The organism is Curtobacterium sp. GD1 (assembly GCF_020882855.1).
In the GTDB taxonomy this organism is placed as follows: domain Bacteria; phylum Actinomycetota; class Actinomycetes; order Actinomycetales; family Microbacteriaceae; genus Curtobacterium.
In genome coordinates, this window is record NZ_JAFEVQ010000037.1 from 1 (window position 1) to 19,543 (window position 19,543).

The window sequence follows — 19,543 nt, forward strand, 5'->3', positions numbered from 1 at the left end:
CGGCGCACCGCGCGCGGGCGCGCGCGCGGCGCGCTCAGCGCCGCAGGCGCGCGCGCTCGGCGCGCGCGGCGTCGAGCAGCACGCGGGCACGGGCATCGAAGGAGTGCTCGGCGGCGATGCGCGCGGCCACCTCGGCCCGCGAGGCCTCGGCGGGCCACGGGTACGCCGGGTCGAGCAGCGCCGCGAGGTCCTCCCGCGACCCCGCCACCGCCAGCGTCGGCACGTCGACCACCTCGCCGAGCCCGACGACGGGGTCGGTCACCACGACTCCCCCGGCGGCCAGGACGTCGAACACCCGGTTCGACACGAACCCCCCGGCGGCCATGTCCGGCCAGTGGTCGTTCAGCACGACACGGGCGGATGCGTAGGCACGCGCGACCTCGGCGCGGGACAACGACGGCGATCCGAGGGAGGACTCCGGCACGACGTCCTCCCACCCGGGCCCGTGCACGCGCAGGTCGGCACCGAGTGCCACCGCGTCCGCGACGACGGGGCGAGCGGCGCCGCGGGTGGAGCCGACGAAGACGACGCGGCCGGCGTCCGGCCCCGACGACACGCCCGGGTGGAACACCGCCGGGTCGGTGGCCTGCAGCAGCGTCCGGACCGGCACGCCCGACCGCGCACTCGCCGCGGCGGCCCATGCCGGACCCGCCGCGAACGCCCGGTCGAACGACCGCAGTTCGGTGTCCGCGACGTCGTCCGGGTGGCTGATCACCCAGAGCAGGTTCACGGAGGCCGGGTTCGGCGGCACTCGGTCGAGCCCCCGCACGACGAGCGTGACGTCGTCCGCGCCGTCGTCGTCCCGCACGTGGGCGTCCCGGCGGTCGACGCGGACCCGCTGTCCGAGGCGCTCGAGCGCGGCGGCCAGCTCGGCCGCGAAGTGCACGTCGCCCCAGCCGTCGCCCTCGGGTCCGGCGGGCGCGGCGATCTTCAGCGACCACGCGAGCTGCTCGGTGGCCGGCACCGTCGAGGCCACGGGCGTCACCGGCCGAGCACCCCACGGCGGCACCGGCGGTCCGGCCACGACCGAGCCGGTCCCGTCGACGGCACGGTCGCGCCACGCCGAGACGGCGTCGACGGTCGCCGCGTCGACGGTGCGCCCCGCCTCGGCCGAGCGCTCGAGCGCCCAGACGACCGCGACGTCACGATCGGTGCGGTCCGCGACCTCGCGGCTCCAGGCCGACAGCGTGGTGCGTTCGTCCGGGAGGCACGGTGCCGGTACCAGCGCACGCCCGGGCATCGCCAGTGCGGGTTGGTCCGCGGCGAAGACGGTCGCAGCGGCTGCGGTGTCGCGTGCGGTGAGGATCGTCGACCGGAGTCCATCGGCGCCGGGCACGACCGACGCGGAGTCGTCGCTCCAGGGCAGCGCCCCCGGCCGGAGGAGCCTGGCCCCGTGGCGTGCGGAACCGTCGGCGAGCCAGACCCGGGCCTGCGCCACACCGTGCGCACCGGCCTCGGCGAGCACCTGGAGGTCCTGTTCGGTGACACCCACCGTCGAGTCCACCACGACGAGCACGCCGCGCACCCCACCGGCGACCCCGGCGTTCACGGCCGATCCGATGCCGTCGACGGCGTCCGGCCGCATCCACGGCACACCCCGGGGCGACGGCAGGACCGGGGAGGCGTCCGCGACGTAGGCCACGGCACGGACGTCCACCTCGGGACCGAAGGCGGTCCGGGCAGCGGTGACCATCGCGGGCAACCGGTCGTGCCGGTCGGACCGGCTGACGAGGAGCACGGTGACGCCGGTCTGCCGGACCTGCGCCGGGCCGTCGAACCCGGCCACCCGCACGGGCGACGCCGCCGTCGCGGACGGGTGTCGCGCCTCCTGGACCGCATCGGGCCCGGAGGGCGTCGCGTCGCGACGGCGGCGTCGACCGAACCAACCAGAGCCGGGCGCCACGGGGGTGACTAGGCGGAGAGGAGCCGCTGGAGGTAGACGCCGTAGCCGCCCTTGACGAGCGGGGCGGCGAGGTCGGCGAGCTGTGCGTCGTCGATCCAACCGTTGCGCCAGGCGATCTCCTCGATGCAGCCGATCTTGAAGCCCTGACGGTCCTCGATCACCTTGACGTACTCGGACGCCTGCATCATCGACTCGAACGTGCCGGTGTCGAGCCAGGCCGTGCCGCGGTCGAGGACCTGCACGCCGAGCTCGCCTGCGTCGAGGTAGCGCTCGTTCACGGTCGAGATCTCGAGCTCCCCGCGGGCGCTCGGCTCGATCGTCTTCGCGATCTCGATGACCTTGTTGTCGTAGAAGTACAGGCCGGGGACGGCGTAGTTCGACTTCGGCTCGGTCGGCTTCTCCTCGATGGAGACCGCGGTGAAGCTGTCGTCGAACTCGACGACGCCGTACGCCTTCGGGTCGGCCACGTGGTACGCGAAGATGGTCGCGCCCTCGACCTCGGTGTTCTTGCGGAGGTTCGTGCCGAGGCCCGTGCCGTGGAAGATGTTGTCGCCGAGGACCAGCGCGACGCTGTCGTCGCCGATGAAGTCCTCGCCGATGACGAAGGCCTGCGCGAGGCCGTCCGGGCTCGGCTGCACGGCGTACTGGATGTCCATGCCGAGGGCCGAGCCGTCGCCGAGGAGCGCGCGGAACTGGTCGTTGTACTCCGGCGTCGTGATGACCAGCACCTCGCGGATGCCGGCCATCATCAGCGTCGACAGCGGGTAGTAGACCATCGGCTTGTCGTAGATCGGCATGAGCTGCTTGCTGATGCCCTTGGTGATCGGCCAGAGACGGGTGCCGGAACCCCCGGCGAGGATGATGCCCTTCACGGGTGCGTCCTTTGCTTCGTTACTTCGTCGTACGGAGGGACTCGGTGTAGGCCAAGCACTCCTCGTAGGTGGGGAGCAGCCCTGCGGCGGCAGCCTGCTCGAGGGTCGGTGCGCTGGTGTCCTTCTCGGAGAGGACCGGCTCGCCGAGCCCGTCCGGCAGGGTGAGTCCCACGGTCGGGTCGAGGATCGTGATCCCCTTCTCGCGCTCCGGGTTGTAGTGCGCGCTGACCAGGTAGTTCACCGTCGACTGGTCCTCGAGCGCGACGATCGCGTGGCCGAGCCCCTCGGACAGGTACACCGCCTTGCGGTCGACGTCGTCGATGCGGACCGAGTCCCACTGCCCGAACGTCGGGGAGCCGACGCGGATGTCGACGATGTAGTCGATGAACGCCCCGCGGACGGCGGTGACGTACTTCGCCTGGCTCGGCGCGACGAGGGCGTAGTGGATGCCCCGTGCGACGCCGGCCGCCGAGACCGACATGTTCACCTGCCGCAGGTCGAGCGGGTGGCCGACCGTCTCCTCGAGGACGTCGGCCCGGTACGCCTCGAGGAATGCTCCTCGTGCGTCGCCGTGCTGGACGGGCGTGAACTCCCACGCGCCGGGGATCTTCAGTTCGCGGATCTGCACCGGGGAAGCCTAGCAAGGCGCGAGTTCGCATAGGCTGTCATGGTTCTGCGCACTGCCGACTCCCGAAACGAGACCAAGCGAGCCCGTGAAGCTATTCGTCCAGATCCCCTGCCTCAACGAGGAGAACACCCTCGCCAGCGTCATCGACTCGATCCCGAAGCAGATCGACGGCATCGACGAGATCGAGATCCTGGTCATCAACGACGGCAGCACCGACCGCACGGTCGAGGTCGCCAAGGAGCACGGTGTCCGGCACTTCGTGCACCACACCACGAACATGGGCCTCGCCCGGTCGTTCCGGGACGGCGTCGACTACGCACTGCTCCACGGTGCCGACATCGTCGTGAACACCGACGGTGACAACCAGTACCCGCAGGCGCACATCGCCGAGCTGGTCCAGCCGATCCTCCGCAAGGAAGCCGAGATCGTCATCGGCGACCGGCAGACCCGGACGATCGAGCACTTCTCCGGGTTCAAGAAGCTCATGCAGCGCTTCGGCTCGTGGGTCGCCTCGCGCGCGGCGGGCCTCGACCTGCCGGACGCCGCGAGCGGGTTCCGCGCGTACTCGAAGTACTCGCTCATCCGCCTCAACATCGTGACGCGCTTCAGCTACTGCATGGAGACGATCGTGCAGGCCGGGTACAAGCGCCTGGCGATCGCGTCGATCCCGATCACGACGAACCCGAAGACGCGCGAGTCCCGGCTGTTCAAGAACATCTGGCAGCACATGTTCCAGTCCGGGTCGGCGATCGCCCGCGTGTACCTGATGTACCGCCCGATGGCGCTCTTCCTCTGGGTCGCGGCGATCCTCGGCGCCCTCGGGGCGTGGCCGCTCGTCCGGTACCTGGTGCTCCTCGCGATGCACACCGGCGGCAACCACCTGCAGTCGATCATCCTCGGGGTGGTCCTGCTCATCACCGCGGTGCTCAGCATCGTGATCGGCGTCGTCGCCGACCTCACGCGGCTCAACCGCACGCTGGCCGAGGAACAGCTCGACCTGCAGAAACTCCAGCGCTATGGCGACTGAGGTCACCGCCGCACTGCCGGTGACCCGGGGGGAACGACGCGCCGTCATCGCACTGACGGCTGCGTTCGCGCTGCTGCTCACGCTGTGGGCCTTCCTGACGCCGATGTTCGCGGCCCCGGACGAGGCAGCGCACTTCGACGCCGCCGAACAGCTCGCGCTCGGCAAGGGGTGGCCGGCGCCGGGCGACATGGACCTGCTCAAGACGACGTACGTCGAGCAGGGGCAGTCCACGAACGTCGCCGCGGCGGACCGTGAGACCGTCGCGCAGCTCACGGCGGAGAACCCGGGCGACCACGACTTCGTCAACCAGATGTCGCAGCACCCGCCGACGTACTACGGCGTGGGTGCGGTCGTGCTCAAGGCGATCGGGTTCTTCCACCTGCGCTGGGACATCGGCGTCATGGCCCTGCGCCTGATGGACGTCGTGGTGCTGCTCCCGCTGCCGTTCCTGACGTGGGCGACCGTCCGGCGGGTCACCCGCTCCCCGCGCACCGCGATCGTGGGCGTCCTCGCCCTGTTCGCCGTGCCGCAACTGGCGCAGATCGGCTCGTCCGTCACGAACGACGCGCCCGTCATCGTGCTCGGTGCCGTGATCTCGTGGCTCGCCGCCCGGGCCCTCACCGGCGACCACCGGTGGCGCATCGCCGTGTGGCTCGGGGTGGCCGTCGCCGCGGTCTGCTCGGTGAAGGGCACCGGGCTGCCGACGGTGCCGTTCGTCGCGATCGCCCTGCTCGTCGCCGGCCACGGGACCCTGTCGTGGGGCGCCCGCATCGGCCGGACCGCCGTCGCCGGCGCGATCGTCGCCGCGGCCGGCTCGTGGTGGTGGATCCGCAACCTGGTCCTCTTCGGCACGCTCCAGCCCGACGGCGTGAGCGCCGTCCGCCAGGACAAGCCGTGGGGCCGCGAGACGAGCGCCAACTTCGGCGAGTTCATGAACGTCGAGTGGGACCGCCTCACCTCGTCGTTCTGGGGGCAGTTCGGTGCGCTCCGCTACCCGATGACGCAGATCCTCACGGACTCCCTGACCGTCATCGCCCTCGCCGTGATCGTCGGGTGGGCGTTCCGTCGCACGGCGCAGCGCAGCACGGCGATCGTGCTGCTCGTCCTGCCGGCGCTGACGCTCGTGATCCAGCTGCAGAACAACTTCTCCTCGTACGACGACACGCAGCTCATCGCCGGCGCACAGGGCCGCTACCTGTTCATCGGGCTCGTCCCGCTCATCGCGGTCAGCGCGATCGCGTGGCGGAACCTCGTGACGAGCGCACCGGAACGCGGCCGCGTCGGTTCCTTCGCGCTCTGGGGCTTCCCCGTGATCGGGCTCTACGGCCTGACGGTCGCCTACCGCGGCTTCTACGAGAACACCCACCTGCAGGTCACGGTCGCCGGTCTCGGTCGACTCGTGAACCTGACGCCCGCCGGCCGGTACGGCTTCGTCGTGGTGCTGCTCCTCGCCGCCGTCGCGGTGGTCTGGGCGCTCGTCGAGGCCCGCCGGAACGTGCTGCTCCGGGACGCCCCGCTACACTCGTCCATCGATCCAACGTCACCGACTCCGAAAAGGAACCTGACCTCGTGAAGATCCTCGTCACCGGCGGAGCCGGCTTCATCGGCTCGAACTTCGTCCGTCGCACCCTGCAGGACGCGTACCCCGGACTCGAGGGCGCCGAGGTCGTCGTCTACGACGCCCTGACCTACTCGGGCAACCTCGAGAACCTCGCCCCCGTCGCGGACTCGCCGCGCTACACCTTCGTGCAGGGCGACATCCGCGACGCGGCCAAGCTCGACGAGGTCATCCCCGGCATCGACGCCATCGTGCACTTCGCCGCCGAGTCCCACGTCGACCGCTCAGTCCGCGACTCCGGCATCTTCGTCGAGACGAACGTCGTCGGCACCCAGCGTCTGCTCGACGCCGCGCTCCGGCACGGCACCGAGCGCTTCGTGCACGTCTCCACCGACGAGGTCTACGGCTCCATCAGCGAGGGCTCGTGGGACGAGGAGCGTCCGCTCGAGCCGAACTCGCCGTACTCGGCGTCGAAGGCCGGCAGCGACCTGCTCGCCCGCAGCTACCACCGCACGCACGGGCTGAACCTCTCGATCACGCGCTGCTCGAACAACTACGGGCCGTACCACTTCCCCGAGAAGGTCATCCCGCTGTTCGTCACGAACCTCATCGACGACAAGCACGTCCCGCTCTACGGCGAGGGCAACAACATCCGCGACTGGCTGCACGTCGACGACCACACCCGTGGCATCGCGCTGGTGCTCACCAAGGGCCGCGCGGGCGAGATCTACAACATCGGCGGCGGCACCGAGCTCACCAACAAGGAGCTCACCCAGCTGCTGCTCGACGCGACCGGCAAGGACTGGTCGTACGTCGACCGCGTCGCCGACCGCCTCGGCCACGACCTCCGCTACTCGGTCGACATCTCGAAGATCCAGGCGGAGCTCGGCTACGAGCCGCAGGTGCCGTTCGAGCAGGGTCTCGCCGACGTCGTCCAGTGGTACCGCGACAACCGCGCGTGGTGGGAGCCCCTCAAGGAGCGCGCGGCGCTCGCCTGAGCCCGGACGCCACGATGACCCGCACCCTGATCACCGGCGCCGCCGGCATGCTCGGTCGCGACCTGCAGCTCGCGCTGCAGGGTCGTGACGTCACCGCGCTCGGTCGCGCCGACCTCGACATCACAGACCCCGACGCGGTCGACGCCGCCGTCGCCGGCCACGACGTCGTGATCAACTCGGCCGCGTACACCAAGGTCGACGATGCCGAGACGCACGAGTCCGACGCCGCAGCGGTCAACGCGACGGGCCCGAGGCTCCTCGCCGAGGCGGCCGTCCGGCACGGCGCGAAGCTCGTGACGATCTCGACGGACTACGTCTTCGACGGCAACGGCACCGCGCCCTACGCCGAGGACGCCCCGACGGACCCGCTGAACGCCTACGGCCGGACCAAGGCCGAGGGCGAGGCACACGTCCGCCGGATCGCTTCGGACTCGTCGTACATCGTGCGGACCGCGTGGATCTACGGCGCGCACGGGCCGAACTTCGCGGCGACGATGCTCCGGCTCGCGCAGACGCACGACACGGTGTCCGTCGTGACCGACCAGGTCGGGCAGCCGACGTGGACGGGTGACCTCGCGGCGCGCATCGTCGAGCTCGTCGACGCGGACGCCCCGGCTGGCACCTACCACGGCACGAACTCGGGCCAGGGGTCCTGGTACGACTTCACCAAGGCGATCTTCGCCGAGAACGGGCTCGACCCGGACCGCGTCCTCCCGACCGACAGCGCCGCCTTCGTGCGTCCCGCACCGCGTCCGGCGTACAGCGTGCTCGGGCACGACGGCTGGTCCCGCGCGGGCCTGGCGCCGATGCGCGACTGGCGCGAGGCGTTGCACGCGGCGACGGCCGCCGGGGTCTTCGCAGCGTGACGGCCTCGTCGACCCCGGCGACGCTCGTCGTCGGCTCCGGAGGCTTCCTCGGGCGCGCGGTCCGTCGTGCGGCGGTCGAGGCGGCACCGGGGACCGACGTCCGCGCGGCCTCGGTGCCCTGGGACGACCAGGACGCCGCGGTCGAGGCGCTCGTGACGGCGATCCGGGGCGTCCGCACGCCGGACTCCCCCTGGCGCGTCGTCTGGTGCGCCGGGACGGGGGTCGTCGCGACCGGTGCGGAGGTGTTCGAGGCCGAGCAGCAGCTCATCGGGCGGGTGCTCGAGACCCTCGCGGGCGACGAGGCCGCTCCGGGCACGCTCTTCTTCGCGTCCTCGGCGGGTGCCGTCTACGCGGGTTCCTCGCCGGCCCCGTTCGACGAGGACTCCGAGCCGGCTCCGCTCGCGCCGTACGGCCGGTCGAAGCTCGCGTCGGAAGCGCGGTTCCGCACCTGGGCCGAGTCGACCGGTGCGCGGCTGCTCGTCGGACGGTTCTCGAACCTGTACGGGCCCGGGGCGAACCTCGGCAAGGCGCAGGGGCTCGTGTCGCAGCTGGCGCTCGCGCACCTCGAGGGCCGGCCGTCGTCGATCTACGTCCCGACGGAGACGACGCGGGACTACCTCTACATCGACGACGCGGCGGCGATGGTGTTGGACGCGCTGGACACGACCGAACGGTCGACCGCCGCTGGCACCGCCGTCACCAAGATCTTCGCCTCCGGCCGCAGCGCCACCATCACCGAGGTCGTCGCCGCGGTCGAGGACGCCTTCGGGGAACCCCTCGACGTCCGCCACGGTGCCGACCCCTCGGCGACCTACCAGGGCCTCGACCTCCGGTTCGCCTCCCGGGTGCTGCCGACCGTGGACGCCCGCGACTTCACCGACTTCGGCCAGGGCGTCCGCAACACCGTCGACGCCCTGCGTGCCGCCCGGATCTGAACGTCCCCGAAGCCGCGTCCGTTTCCGAGGATCGCACGACAACTCGTAGGATTGACGTCAGTGAGCACTGCAACCGAGGACCCCCGCGGACCCGCACACCGCGCCCGGGACACCACCCGCTGGGACATCCAGGGGCTCCGGGCGTTCGCAGTCCTCGCCGTCGTCGTCTACCACCTGTGGCCGAACCGGCTGCACGGCGGGTTCGTCGGCGTCGACGTCTTCTTCGTCATCTCGGGCTACCTCATCACCGGCCACCTGCTGCGCGAGCAGCTCTCCACCGGGCGGATCCGACTCGGGCAGTTCTGGTCCCGGCGGGCGAAGCGGCTGCTGCCCGGCGCGTTCCTGACGATCCTCGCGACGGGCGCCGCGGTGCTCCTCGTCGTCCCGAGCGCCCTCTGGTCGCAGTACGGCCGCGAGCTGATCGCCTCGACGGTCTACGCGCAGAACTGGGAGCTGGCGGCCAGTTCGGTCGACTACCTCGACGCCGACAACCAGGCCTCGCCGTTCCAGCACTTCTGGTCGCTCTCCGTCGAGGAGCAGTTCTACATCGCGCTGCCCCTCCTGCTGCTCCTGCTCACGCTCGTCGTGCGGAAGCGGGTCTCCCCCGTCACCACGGCACGGATCCTGCTCGGCACGGTCGTCGTGGTCTCGCTCGTCTGGTGCATCGTGCAGACGAACACGAACCCCGGCGTCGCGTACTTCTCGACGGCCACCCGCGCGTGGGAGTTCGCGCTCGGCGGGCTCGCGGCGACCGTCGCGCTCCCCGCACCACGCTCGGTCGTGGCGCGGTCCGTCCGCTCGGGTGCCGCGATCGTCGGGGCGCTCGCGCTCCTCGCCTCGCTCGTCGTGATCACCCCGACGACGCCGTTCCCCGGCATCGCCGCCGCGCTCCCGGTCGTCGGCGCGACGCTGATGGTGACGTTCGGTGCCGGTACGCTGTTCGAGCTCCTCGGCGCGGTCCGCCCGATCGCGTTCGTCGGGCGCATCTCGTACTCGCTGTACCTGTGGCACTGGCCCCTCGTCGTCATCGTGCCGATCTGGCTCGACCACCCGCTCGGCTGGAAGAGCAAGCTCGCGGTCCTGGTGGTCTCGCTCGTCCTCGCGGCGGTCACGACGGTGTGGTTCGAGGAGCCGCTCCGGTTCTCCGGCTGGGTGCGCACGCTGCGCCCGCGTCGCGTCGCCGTCCTCGGCGTCGTCTGCACCGTGGTCGTCGCGGCACTCGGCGTCTCGACGCTGACCGCCGTGCACGTCCAGGAGGTCCAGGCCGCGACCTTCACGAAGCGCCTGCAGGACGGCGAGGTCTCGTGCTTCGGGGCTGCGGCGCAGATCAGCGCAGCGAAGCCGTGCGTGGACCCGAAGCTCGCCGACGTCCGTGTCCCGGCGCCGTCCGCCGCCAAGGAGGACGACCCGAACCCGTCACCCGACGAGCCGGACCCGAACATCAAGAAGTGCTGGAGCGGCCGCTTCGAGACCTGCGTGCTCGGCAAGACCACGGGCTACTCGAAGCACCTGCTCGTCATCGGCGACTCGCACAGCAACACCCTGCTCGGCGTCTACCGCGACCTGGCCGCGAAGAACGGCTGGCGGATCGACCTCGCCGGCATCGGCGGGTGCTACCTGACCACCGCGCACCAGCAGTCCCTGAGCCCCGCCTCGGGTCGCGGCTGCGACCGCTGGAAGCAGCAGGCCATCGCGTTCGTCGAGCAGCACCGGGACGCCGACGCCCTGATCGTCGCGCACTCGACGACCCAGATGCCGGTGGACGCCCCCGAGGGCCAGCAGCGCGACGACGCCACCCGCGCCGGTCTCCTCGACGCCTGGCAGCAGGCTGCGGGCGACGACCTCCCCGTGATCGCGGTCCGCGACAACCCGGTCCCCCGACGCGACGTCGTCGCGTGCGTGAGCCGGATGACCGGCCCGACCGACTCGTCCTGCGACAACCCGCGGTCGGTGGCCCTCGCCCAGACCGACTCGTCGGCCGAGGCCATGGCGGCGTTCACCGCCGCCGGAGGCACGGGCAGCGTGCTCGACCTGACGAAGTACTACTGCACGGACACCACCTGCCCGGCCGTGATCGGTGGCGTGCTCGTCTACCGCGACACGAGCCACATCACGGGTACCTGGGCGAAGTCGCTGGAGCCGTACATCGACCAGCAGCTCAAGCAGAAGCTCGCGTCGTTCTCACGGTGACCTGATGCGGTCCAGGAGGCGCGGTGCGGGCCCGCACCGTCCCTCCAGACACGGCCGTCACCCCGCTGGCGCGGTGCGCCGGTACCGGCTGGTGGGGCCCCCTCCTGACCCGCAGGGACGCGCGTCAGCGGCGCGCGGCCGCCAGCAGTTCGCGGTACCGGTCGCCGACGGCGTCCACGGTGTGCGCGGCCGCGGTCTCGGCCGCGGCACGGCCGAGCCGCTCGGCGAGCTCGGGGTCGGCGAGCAGGCGGTCCACGGCAGCAGCGAGCGCCGCGGCGTCGCCGGGCTCGACGAGCAGGCCGTTCACGCCGTCCTCGATGACGTCGACGATGCCGGGCACGGCCGACGCGACGATCGCGCACCCGGCGGACATCGCCTCGAGCAGGGCGACGGGCAGCCCGTCGCGGTCGCCGTTCGCGGCGGGGACGGACGGGTAGAGCGCGATGCGGGCCTTGGCGTACTCGGACGCGAGGTCCTCCTTGCCACGGGCGCCGAGGAACGTGACGGCGGACCCGGCCCGGGCCTCGAGCTGCGCGCGGAGCGGACCGTCGCCGACGACGGCGACCTCGGCCGGCTGCTCGGCCATCCGGTCGAGGGCGTCGAGCAGGACGATCGCGCCCTTCTTCTCGACGAGGCGGCCGACGAAGAGCACCCGGCCGGGGACGCGGGTCTCACGCGCGACCGCGCGGGTGATCGGCTCGAGGTCGACGCCCATCGGCACGACGTGCACCTGGTCGTCGCGGGCGCCGAGCTTGCCGAGTTCGCGCGCCATGTCCGTGCTCATGCAGGTGACCGACGCGGCGCTGCGGATCACGGAGCGCTTGACCCGCTGGAGGACCGGGTTGCGCAGGGCGTACAGGTCGCCGCCCAGCGTGGTCACCACGCGCGGCAGGTCACCGAGCACGAGCTGGCCGACGGCACCCTGCGGGATGATCCAGTGCAGCAGGGCGACGTCGGGCTGCGAGCGCCGGCGTTCCCGGCGGAGCGCGGCGGCCATCGAGCCGAAGAAGAACGGGACCTGGAGCCAGCGGGACTTCTTCGCCTTGAGGTTGTCGACGATCGCGCCGTCCGCCAGGTCGCGCCACCGGGCCGGGAAGTACCCGTACCGACGGACCTCGACGTCACCGATCCGCTGGTGCGCGCGGGCGCCCTTCGTCATCGGGGCGACGACGACGACGCGGTACTCGTCCGAGAGGGCGGTCGCGAGGTCGAGGACGAAGCCGGGCGTGCCGTCGCCGGCCTCGGCCGGGAAGGTCGACGCGGCGACGAGGAGGGTCGGACGGGGATCCGGATCGGGTCGCATCCAGCGCGCTCCCTTAGAGTTGTCGGTCGATGGACGCACAACAGCCTACGGGGTCGGCCGCAGGGTCACCGGACCCGCTCGACACCTCCTCCGACGTCGCCACGGGCGCGGTGCCGACGACCGGTCGGCGCGCTCGCGTGCTGACCGTCGTGAAGTGGGCTGCAGCGGTCGTGGCCGTCGTGTTCCTGGTCTGGAGCATCGCGAAGCAGTGGGACGACATCGCCCGTGACTTCGTGCGGCTCGACGCCCTCACGGTGGTCGTCGGCATCGTCTTCACCATCGTCGCCCTCGTCGCGAACATGCTGTCCTGGCGCGCGATGATGGCTGCCAGCGGGTACCGGGTGCGCTTGGCCGCGGCGTCCTCGATCTTCTTCGTCGGGCAGCTCGGCAAGTACATCCCCGGCGGCGTGTGGTCGATCGCCGCCCAGGCCGAGCTCGGGCGTGCGCACGGGCTGCAGCGCACCGGCAGCGCGGTCGCGGCACTGGCCTCGATGCTCGTCAGCATGGTCACGGCCGCGGTCGTCGGGATCGTCGCCGTCCTGCTCGCCTCGTCGACCGGGTTCGCGACCTTCTGGTGGCTCATCCCGGTGATCGTCGTCGGCCTGGTGTGCCTCACCCCGCCCGTGCTCGGTCGGCTCATCGCGATCGCCTTCCGGGTGCTCCGCCGCCCGCCGCAGGACACCACCCTGACCTGGTCCGGCACGGTCATGTCGCTCGTCTGGTCGCTCGTCATGTGGATCGCGTACGGCGTGCAGGCCACGGTCGTGCTCCGGGTCTTCGGCGCCGACTCCCCGACCCTGTTCCCGGTGGCCGTGGGTGCGTACGCCGTCGCCTGGCTCGTCGGCTTCATCGTGGTCATCGCCCCCGCCGGCATCGGCCCCCGCGAGGGCATCCTCGTGCTCCTGCTCGGCAGCGTCGCCGGGGGTTCCGCCCCGCTCGCGCTGGCCGTCATCAGCCGGGTGTTCATGACGATCGGCGACGTCGTGCTCGCCGGTGTCGGGGCCGCCCTCGCCGCCCGGCACCGCCGCGTGACCGCCGCCGCCACGCCCCGATCCGGCGCCCCGGTCCCTCCCCGCGCGGACTGATATGGTCGGCTTCCGGCCGCGCAGTGCGCACCACAGCACCACGAGGAGGCGCACCGCATGACAACACTCCACGTCGTCGTGGACCAGATCGTCGCCCCCGTCCCCGGCGGCATCGGTCGGTACGCCGAAGAACTGACACGGCACCTCATCGCGGGTGCTCCGGAGGGTGCCGACGTCGCCGGCATCGTCTCGGCGGTCGGCAAGGACGAGCTCGCGCACATCCGAACGCTGCTCCCCGGTCTCGGCGACCTCGACCGCCTGGCGCTCCCCCGCCGTGAGCTCTCCCTCGCGTGGCAGGGCGGCTTCGTCGGCGGCGTCGGACGCGGCATGGTGCACTCGCCGAGCGTGCTCGCGCCCCTCGTCAAGCACGACCGGTTCAGCGATCCGGGCCGGCAGACGGTCGTCACCGTGCACGACACCGTGCCGTGGACCCACCCCGAGACCCTCACGCCCCGCGGCGTCCACTTCCACCGGGCGATGGTGAAGCGCGCGTGGAAGCACGCCGACGCCGTCGTCGTGCCGACCCACGCGGTCGCGGCGACGCTGAACGGCATCCACCGCTTCGACGAACGGCTCCGGGTCATCGGCGGCGCGCCGAGCGGGCGACTGCGGACCCCCGTCGACGCCGACCTCCGTGCCGAGCGGCTCGGCCTGCCGGAGCGCTACGTGCTCGCGGTCGGCACGCTCGAGCCACGGAAGGGCCTGCAGTACCTGATCGAGGCGATGGCACACCCGGACGCCCCCGCCGACGTCCCCCTCGTGATCGCCGGCCCGGACGGCTGGGGCGACGTCGACGTGTACGGCACCGCGGAGCGCGCAGGGCTGTCCCGCGACCGCGTGAAGGTGCTCGGACGGATCGACGACCAGGACCTCGCCGTGGCGTACGACCGGGCGACGGTGTTCGTGTTCCCGAGCCTCGCCGAGGGGTTCGGGCTCCCCGTGATCGAGGCGATGAGCTTCGGCACGCCGGTCGTGCACTCGGACGACGACGCCGTGCGCGAGGTCGCGTCGGACGCCGGTGTGACGGTCGCCCGCGATCCCCGCGACTCCTACCCCGAACGACTGGCGCAGGCGGTCTACCAGGTCGTCAACGACCCGCTGCTCGCCGGGCAGCTGGCCGTCGCGGGTCCGGACCGGGCGCGCATGTACGACTGGAAGGACTCGGCCGCCGAGACCTGGCAGCTGCACGCCGACCTCTAGCGGTCGGTCTCTGCTGCGGGGTGCCGCCGGCTAGAGCGAGTCGCGCAGGCGCTGCGCCTTCTCCTCGACGAGCTGTTCGAGCCCCTCGGCGTACTCGCCGAGGCGCGCCGCGATCGCGGGGTCGGCCGAGCCGATGATGCGCGCGGCGAGGAGCCCGGCGTTCGCCGCTCCGTTGATCGCCATCGTCGCCACCGGGATGCCGGCGGGCATCTGCACGATGGACAGCAGCGAGTCGAGTCCGTCGAGGCGCGCGAGCTGCACGGGCACGCCGATCACCGGGAGCGTCGTCATCGAGGCCACCATGCCCGGCAGGTGCGCCGCCCCACCGGCGCCGGCGATGACCACGCGGATGCCCCGGGCAGCGGCGCCGCGGGCGAACCGCGTCATCTTGTCGGGGGTGCGGTGGGCGGACACGACGTCGGCCTCGAACGGGATGCCGAGCTCGGTCAGCATGTCCGCCGCAGCGCGCATCGTCGGCCAGTCGGAGTCCGACCCCATGATGATCGAGACGAGCGGCTGGACGGGGGCTGCGGTGTCGGTCACGCGACGAGCCTAGTCGAGCAGGGCGGACCGCCAGGCGTCCCCGTCGTCGCCGATCGTCCGTTCGTCGCGGACCCAGCGGGCGGCCACGGCGTCGGCGGACCCGGAGTCGACGGCGCTCCGGACCGCGTCGCGCCAGGCACCGACGTCGTCCGGCACGGCCACGACGCCGTGCCCGCGTGCGTCCCGGTAGGACGGCCGGTCGGAGACGACCGCGGGGAGCCCGAGCGCGGTGTACTCGAGCGCCTTGAGGTCGCTCTTCGCCCGGTTGAACTCCTCGTCACGCAGCGGAGCGACGCCGGCGCGCCAGCGCTGCCGGTGGTCGACGAGCCAGCGGGCGAACGCCGGGTAGTGGCCGTCCGGCACCTCGACGCGGCGGTACCAGCCAGGATCGTCGGCGTCCTCGGTCACGCCGATCACCTCGAGGCGGATCGGCGTGCCGTCGGGTGCGGTCAGGTCCGTGAAGACCTCCCGGAGCAGCTCGAGGTCGGCGCCGTGGGTGAGCGTCCCCATGTAGAGCACCCGGTGCTCGTCGGCGGGGCGAACGTCGTCGGCGGCCGGCTCGCCCGGGGTCCAGATCGTCGGGTCCAGGGCGTTCCGGACCACCACGACCCGGTGCGCGAGCGGCCGCACGAGCGCTGCGAGCTCCTCGGTGCTGACGACCACGAGGTCGGCGCCGCGCACGAGGGCGTCGATCGAGGCCAGCCGGTCCGGGTCGTACTCGGCCCGGGCCAGACGCTCGCGGCCGGAGTCCGTGAAGAAGTCGTCGTCGACCTCGGCGGCGGTCCGGGTCCCCCGCGCGGCGGCTGCGGCCAGGAAGGGTGCCACGAGGTCCCGCGGCAGGGCGTCCCGCTGCACGAGGACGGCCCGGTAGTCGGTCGTGTCGGTCCCGTCGACGAACGCGGCGGGGTCGACCTGCCGGACCTCGGCCGCACCGGTGCGCGCGAGGTGCTCGGTGCGGCGGACGACCCGCACGTGCGCCGAGGCGGGGTGCGCCCCACCGCCTCCGGCCACGACGTAGCCGAGGACCGGCAGTCGCACGGGTTCCGTGACCGGGGCCGACCGTGCCCCGGTCAGGGAGCGACGGAGTCGACGGGCGGCACGGCGGACGAGATCACGTGGCATGCGCCCATCCTCCCGCGATCCGGTGGCGTCAGCGGACCGTGACGGTCGTGCACCCCATCGAGGTGTCCCCGCCCCGGCCGATCCCGACCGCCGTCAGGCACACGCTCCGCTTCCCGCTCGACACCGCCACGGTCGCCCGGAACCCGTGGTTCCGCCCGACCCGGTGCACCCGGTCGACGTCCGGCCGCGAGGCGTCCGCCGTGGCGGTCCCCACCACCTTCCCGCCGACCGTGACGCGCACGGTGACCGGTTTCGTGAGGTCGTCGCGGTCGAACGTCCACCCCGACACCGTCACGCGCCGCTTCGCGGCCGACGCGACCGAGTCCCGGTGCGCGGTCGGCGCGACGGACGGAGCGGTCCGAGCCGGAGCAGCCGTGGCGACCGGCGTCCCGAGTCGCGCGTTCGCCACGAGGGACTTCGCGAACGCGGACCACCACTTCCCCGCCGCCGGCCCGCCGTTGCACGTGCCGTCGCTCGCACCGGGGGTCTTCACCCACAGCAGCGCGTCGAGGGCCGAACCGTCCGACACGACCCGCGGCGAGGTGCCGAGCCCGGAGCCGGGACCGTTGCACCAGGTGCCGCGCCAGCCCTGGCCGTTCCGGGAGGTGTCGATCACGTAGTGGGACCCGCCCGTGGCCGCGGAGACCTTCTCGGCGTAGGCCTGCTCCTGCGCGGTCGGGTAGTAGTTCGCGACGTTCGTGAAGAAGCCCCGCGCGCGCTGGACCCCGGCGCTGTTCAGCCGGGACGCCATCACCGCCGGCGGGACCCAGTTCGAGTTCCCCGCGTCGAGGTAGGCCGGCACGCCCGCCGCCGTGAAGGCAGCGACCTCGCGGGCGAGGATGCGGTACCGCTGGGCGTCGAGGGTCTCGCTGCACGCGCTGTTGCTGAGCATCGCGAGGGAGTCCGGCTCGACGATCACGGCCGCCCGGTGCCCGGCGACCCGGGCGACGATCTGGTCGACCCACGCGTCGTACGTCGCCTCGTCGAAGCCGCCGGCCGAGTACCCGCCGCAGTCACGCTGCGGGATGGCGTAGGTCACGAAGACCGCGGTCGTGCCGGTGCGCTCGGCACCCGCGATCGCGGCGTCGATCGTCCGCGTCAGGGTCGCCCCCTGCGTCCAGTCCCCGAGCCAGATCGCGACCGGGTACTGCGCGATGGTCTTCGCCGCGGCCGCGCCGCTCGGGTCGGTCGTCGCGAGGGCGGTCGCCTGCTTCGCCGCCTCGCTCGTGTCGGAACGGTAGGGACCGGAGGCGTAGAGGGACGACGCAGCGGCCGCACGGATCGTGGCGGCGCTCGTCGCCGCGACGGCGGTGGTCGGCGTGAGCGCTCCCGCGGCGAGCGCCACGAAGGCGCTCACCGCTCCCGTGGTGGCGAACACCCTGGCGCGGCGCATGACGTACTCCCTGTGGACGGTGGACCCTGTCCCGTCCATGGGAGCACGCCGACGCGCGGGGGTACACACGCCAGATCGGGTGCCACCCGAGCGGGTGTCCGCCCTTCTGCGGACCGTCCGAGCGCACCGTCCGCGCGGACCTAAGCCTCAGTCGTCGAAGTGGGCCGCTGCGGAACGGGCGCGGTACGTGACGTCGTCGAGGTCGTCGCCGATGACGGTCACGTGCCCGATCTTGCGACCCGGCCGGGGAGCCTTGCCGTAGAAGTGGTACTTGGCCTCGGGGAACGCCTCGAGCGCACCCGGGTACCGAGCCGCGAGGTCGCCGTCCGCCGGACCGCCGAGCACGTTGATCATGACCGCTGCCGGGGCGAACGACCCGGTGGCACCGAGCGGCAGGTCGAGCACGGCACGCAGGTGCTGCTCGAACTGGCTCGTCGTGGCGCCGTCGATCGTCCAGTGACCGGTGTTGTGCGGGCGCATGGCGAGTTCGTTGATCAGGATGCGCTCGTCGTCGGTCTGGAACAGCTCCACCGCGAGCACACCCGTGACGCCGAGCTCCGTCGCGATCCGCACGGCGATGTCCTCGGCCATGTCGGCGATGCGTCCGGCGCTGTCGGGGGCGGGGGCGAAGACCTCGGCGCAGACGCCGTCGCGCTGCACGGTCTCGACGAGCGGCCAGGCGACGACCTCGCCGGAGGGGCGTCGGGCGACGGACTGGGCGAGCTCGCGGGTGAACGGCACGAGTTCCTCGACGAGGAGCGCCTGCTCGCCGCCGGCTTCGGCGACGGCGATGAACCAGTCGGCGACGTCGGCCGGGTCGGTGACCACCCGGACGCCCTTGCCGTCGTACCCGCCACGGGCGGTCTTCACGACGGCACGTCCACCGTGGTCGTCGAGGAACGCCTGCAGCTCGTCGGGGTCGTGCACGGCGGCCCAGTCCGGCACCGGCAGCCCGAGCTCGGACAGGCGCGTGCGCATGGTGATCTTGTCCTGCGCGACGGCGAGCGGCTCCGGGCCGGGGTGCACGGCGACGCCGGCGTCGACGAGGGCACGGAGGACGTCCTGCGGCACGTGCTCGTGGTCGAAGGTGACGACGTCGACGTCCCGCGCGAAGGCGAGCACGGTCGCGGCGTCGTGGTAGTCCCCCTCGGCGGTGGCCGCGATCGCGGCCGACATGCCCGGGCCCTCGGCCAGCACCCGGATGTCGAGACCGAGCTCGACCGCGGCCGGCACCATCATCCGTGCCAGCTGTCCCCCACCGATGACCCCGACGCGCAACGCCATGCTGTGTGTTCCTTCCGTCGTTCACACCGTCCGGCGAGAACGCGCTGTCTAGAATCGCTGTTCGGGTCGCCGTCCTGTGCGACCTGCGGGTCGGCCCTCGTGAGCACGACCAGCGACAACTCTACGGACCCGGGAGAGACCGTGCGGCGACTGGTGGCCCAACTGGCACGCTTCGGCGTCGTCGGCGCGGTGGGGTTCGTCGTCGACACCGGCATCTTCAACGTGCTGCGGGCGACGGTGCTCAGCCCGGACGAGGTCCACTCCGGGCCGTTCTGGGCGAAGGTCGTCTCGACGATCGTGGCCATCTTCGTCAACTGGATGGGCAACCGCTACTGGACCTTCCGCGAGCAGCGGCGGGCGGTGGCCACGCGTGAGGGCATCGAGTTCATCGTCGTGTCGCTCGGCGGCATGGTCATCTCGCTCGGCTGCCTGGGCGTCTCGCACTACGTGCTCGGGCTGACCTCGGCGTTGGCGGACAACATCTCGGGCAACGTGATCGGACTCGTGCTCGGCACGGTGTTCCGCTTCTGGCTCTACAAGGTGTGGGTGTACCACCCCGAGCGCGGACACGACCGGGCCGTACCCGCCGCCGAGACGACTGGTTCCACCGCGGGTTCCGAGGTCGTGGGCCAGTAG

17 protein-coding genes are annotated in these 19,543 nt (G+C 72.2%); 9 read left to right on the forward strand and 8 right to left on the reverse strand.

Going from position 1 to position 19,543, the window contains the following annotated elements:
• Positions 1-34: 34 nt before the first annotated feature.
• From JSX79_RS18775 to JSX79_RS16140, 3 genes are all read right to left on the reverse strand, one after another.
• Complete coding sequence (locus JSX79_RS18775; protein WP_229087134.1) at positions 35-1,786, reverse strand: glycosyltransferase; 1,752 nt, start codon at positions 1,784-1,786, stop codon at positions 35-37.
• 125 nt (positions 1,787-1,911) lie between these two features.
• Entirely contained in the window at positions 1,912-2,775 is an 864-nt protein-coding gene (gene rfbA, locus JSX79_RS16135) for a glucose-1-phosphate thymidylyltransferase RfbA (protein WP_071295765.1), read from the reverse strand.
• 19 nt (positions 2,776-2,794) lie between these two features.
• Entirely contained in the window at positions 2,795-3,403 is a 609-nt protein-coding gene (locus JSX79_RS16140; protein ID WP_071303783.1) for a dTDP-4-dehydrorhamnose 3,5-epimerase family protein, read from the reverse strand.
• Positions 3,404-3,488: 85 nt separating this feature from the next.
• Between JSX79_RS16140 and JSX79_RS16145 the strand changes: the two genes are divergently transcribed.
• From JSX79_RS16145 to JSX79_RS16170, 6 genes are read left to right on the forward strand one after another with little or no spacing between them, the layout of a single operon-like run.
• Positions 3,489-4,430, forward strand: a complete 942-nt coding sequence (locus JSX79_RS16145) for a glycosyltransferase family 2 protein (protein WP_070418474.1) — start codon at positions 3,489-3,491, stop codon at positions 4,428-4,430.
• Positions 4,420-6,003, forward strand: coding sequence for a DUF2142 domain-containing protein (locus JSX79_RS16150; RefSeq protein WP_229087135.1), 1,584 nt, complete (start codon positions 4,420-4,422; stop codon positions 6,001-6,003). The genes JSX79_RS16145 and JSX79_RS16150 overlap by 11 nt, the downstream gene beginning before the upstream one ends.
• Complete coding sequence (gene rfbB, locus JSX79_RS16155) at positions 6,000-6,986, forward strand: dTDP-glucose 4,6-dehydratase (RefSeq protein ID WP_070418472.1); 987 nt, start codon at positions 6,000-6,002, stop codon at positions 6,984-6,986. The genes JSX79_RS16150 and rfbB overlap by 4 nt, the downstream gene beginning before the upstream one ends.
• Before the next feature lie 14 nt (positions 6,987-7,000).
• The gene (gene rfbD / locus JSX79_RS16160; protein WP_229087136.1) at positions 7,001-7,852 is read left to right on the forward strand and encodes a dTDP-4-dehydrorhamnose reductase; all 852 of its coding nucleotides are present in this window, start codon (positions 7,001-7,003) and stop codon (positions 7,850-7,852) included.
• The gene (locus JSX79_RS16165) at positions 7,849-8,787 is read left to right on the forward strand and encodes an NAD-dependent epimerase/dehydratase family protein (protein WP_229087137.1); all 939 of its coding nucleotides are present in this window, start codon (positions 7,849-7,851) and stop codon (positions 8,785-8,787) included. The genes rfbD and JSX79_RS16165 overlap by 4 nt, the downstream gene beginning before the upstream one ends.
• A 60-nt stretch (positions 8,788-8,847) precedes the next feature.
• Positions 8,848-10,977, forward strand: coding sequence for an acyltransferase family protein (locus tag JSX79_RS16170; protein WP_229087138.1), 2,130 nt, complete (start codon positions 8,848-8,850; stop codon positions 10,975-10,977).
• Between the two features lie 124 nt (positions 10,978-11,101).
• On the opposite strand, the gene JSX79_RS16175 is transcribed toward JSX79_RS16170, so the two are convergent.
• Positions 11,102-12,280 (reverse strand): glycosyltransferase family 4 protein, encoded by a 1,179-nt coding sequence (locus JSX79_RS16175; RefSeq protein ID WP_070418468.1) that lies wholly within the window; start codon positions 12,278-12,280, stop codon positions 11,102-11,104.
• A gap of 29 nt (positions 12,281-12,309) precedes the next feature.
• Here JSX79_RS16175 and JSX79_RS16180 point away from each other — a divergent pair, with 29 nt between their 5' ends.
• A complete protein-coding gene (locus tag JSX79_RS16180; RefSeq protein ID WP_083295289.1) occupies positions 12,310-13,365 on the forward strand; it encodes a YbhN family protein in 1,056 nt (351 codons plus the stop codon).
• A 57-nt stretch (positions 13,366-13,422) separates the two neighbouring features.
• Positions 13,423-14,565, forward strand: a complete 1,143-nt coding sequence (locus JSX79_RS16185) for a glycosyltransferase family 1 protein (RefSeq protein ID WP_071303777.1) — start codon at positions 13,423-13,425, stop codon at positions 14,563-14,565.
• 30 nt (positions 14,566-14,595) lie between these two features.
• Here the strand turns inward: JSX79_RS16185 and purE are convergent, their stop codons facing one another.
• The 4 genes from purE to JSX79_RS16205 form a co-directional block, all read right to left on the reverse strand.
• The gene (gene purE, locus JSX79_RS16190; protein ID WP_071295772.1) at positions 14,596-15,108 is read right to left on the reverse strand and encodes a 5-(carboxyamino)imidazole ribonucleotide mutase; all 513 of its coding nucleotides are present in this window, start codon (positions 15,106-15,108) and stop codon (positions 14,596-14,598) included.
• Between the two features lie 9 nt (positions 15,109-15,117).
• On the reverse strand, positions 15,118-16,230 hold the full coding sequence (locus JSX79_RS16195) for a glycosyltransferase (protein ID WP_229087139.1): 1,113 nt from the start codon (positions 16,228-16,230) through the stop codon (positions 15,118-15,120).
• Positions 16,231-16,258: 28 nt separating this feature from the next.
• Entirely contained in the window at positions 16,259-17,623 is a 1,365-nt protein-coding gene (locus tag JSX79_RS16200; RefSeq protein ID WP_229087140.1) for a glycoside hydrolase family 6 protein, read from the reverse strand.
• Positions 17,624-17,770: 147 nt separating this feature from the next.
• A complete protein-coding gene (locus JSX79_RS16205) occupies positions 17,771-18,907 on the reverse strand; it encodes a 5-(carboxyamino)imidazole ribonucleotide synthase (protein WP_070418462.1) in 1,137 nt (378 codons plus the stop codon).
• Positions 18,908-19,060: 153 nt separating this feature from the next.
• On the opposite strand from JSX79_RS16205, the gene JSX79_RS16210 reads away from it, so the two are divergent.
• Positions 19,061-19,543, forward strand: coding sequence for a GtrA family protein (locus tag JSX79_RS16210; RefSeq protein ID WP_229087141.1), 483 nt, complete (start codon positions 19,061-19,063; stop codon positions 19,541-19,543).

What these genes read in the sequence shown, in the direction of transcription:
- JSX79_RS16150 (WP_229087135.1), top strand. Translation starts at nt 4,420, where the DNA reads ATGGCGACTGAGGTCACCGCCGCACTGCCGGTGACCCGGGGGGAACGA.
- rfbD (WP_229087136.1), top strand. Translation starts at nt 7,001, where the DNA reads ATGACCCGCACCCTGATCACCGGCGCCGCCGGCATGCTCGGTCGCGAC.
- JSX79_RS16175 (WP_070418468.1), bottom strand. Translation starts at nt 12,280, where the DNA reads ATGCGACCCGATCCGGATCCCCGTCCGACCCTCCTCGTCGCCGCGTCG.
- JSX79_RS16180 (WP_083295289.1), top strand. Translation starts at nt 12,310, where the DNA reads ATGGACGCACAACAGCCTACGGGGTCGGCCGCAGGGTCACCGGACCCG.
- JSX79_RS16185 (WP_071303777.1), top strand. Translation starts at nt 13,423, where the DNA reads ATGACAACACTCCACGTCGTCGTGGACCAGATCGTCGCCCCCGTCCCC.
- JSX79_RS16195 (WP_229087139.1), bottom strand. Translation starts at nt 16,230, where the DNA reads ATGCCACGTGATCTCGTCCGCCGTGCCGCCCGTCGACTCCGTCGCTCC.
- JSX79_RS16200 (WP_229087140.1), bottom strand. Translation starts at nt 17,623, where the DNA reads ATGCGCCGCGCCAGGGTGTTCGCCACCACGGGAGCGGTGAGCGCCTTC.
- JSX79_RS16205 (WP_070418462.1), bottom strand. Translation starts at nt 18,907, where the DNA reads ATGGCGTTGCGCGTCGGGGTCATCGGTGGGGGACAGCTGGCACGGATG.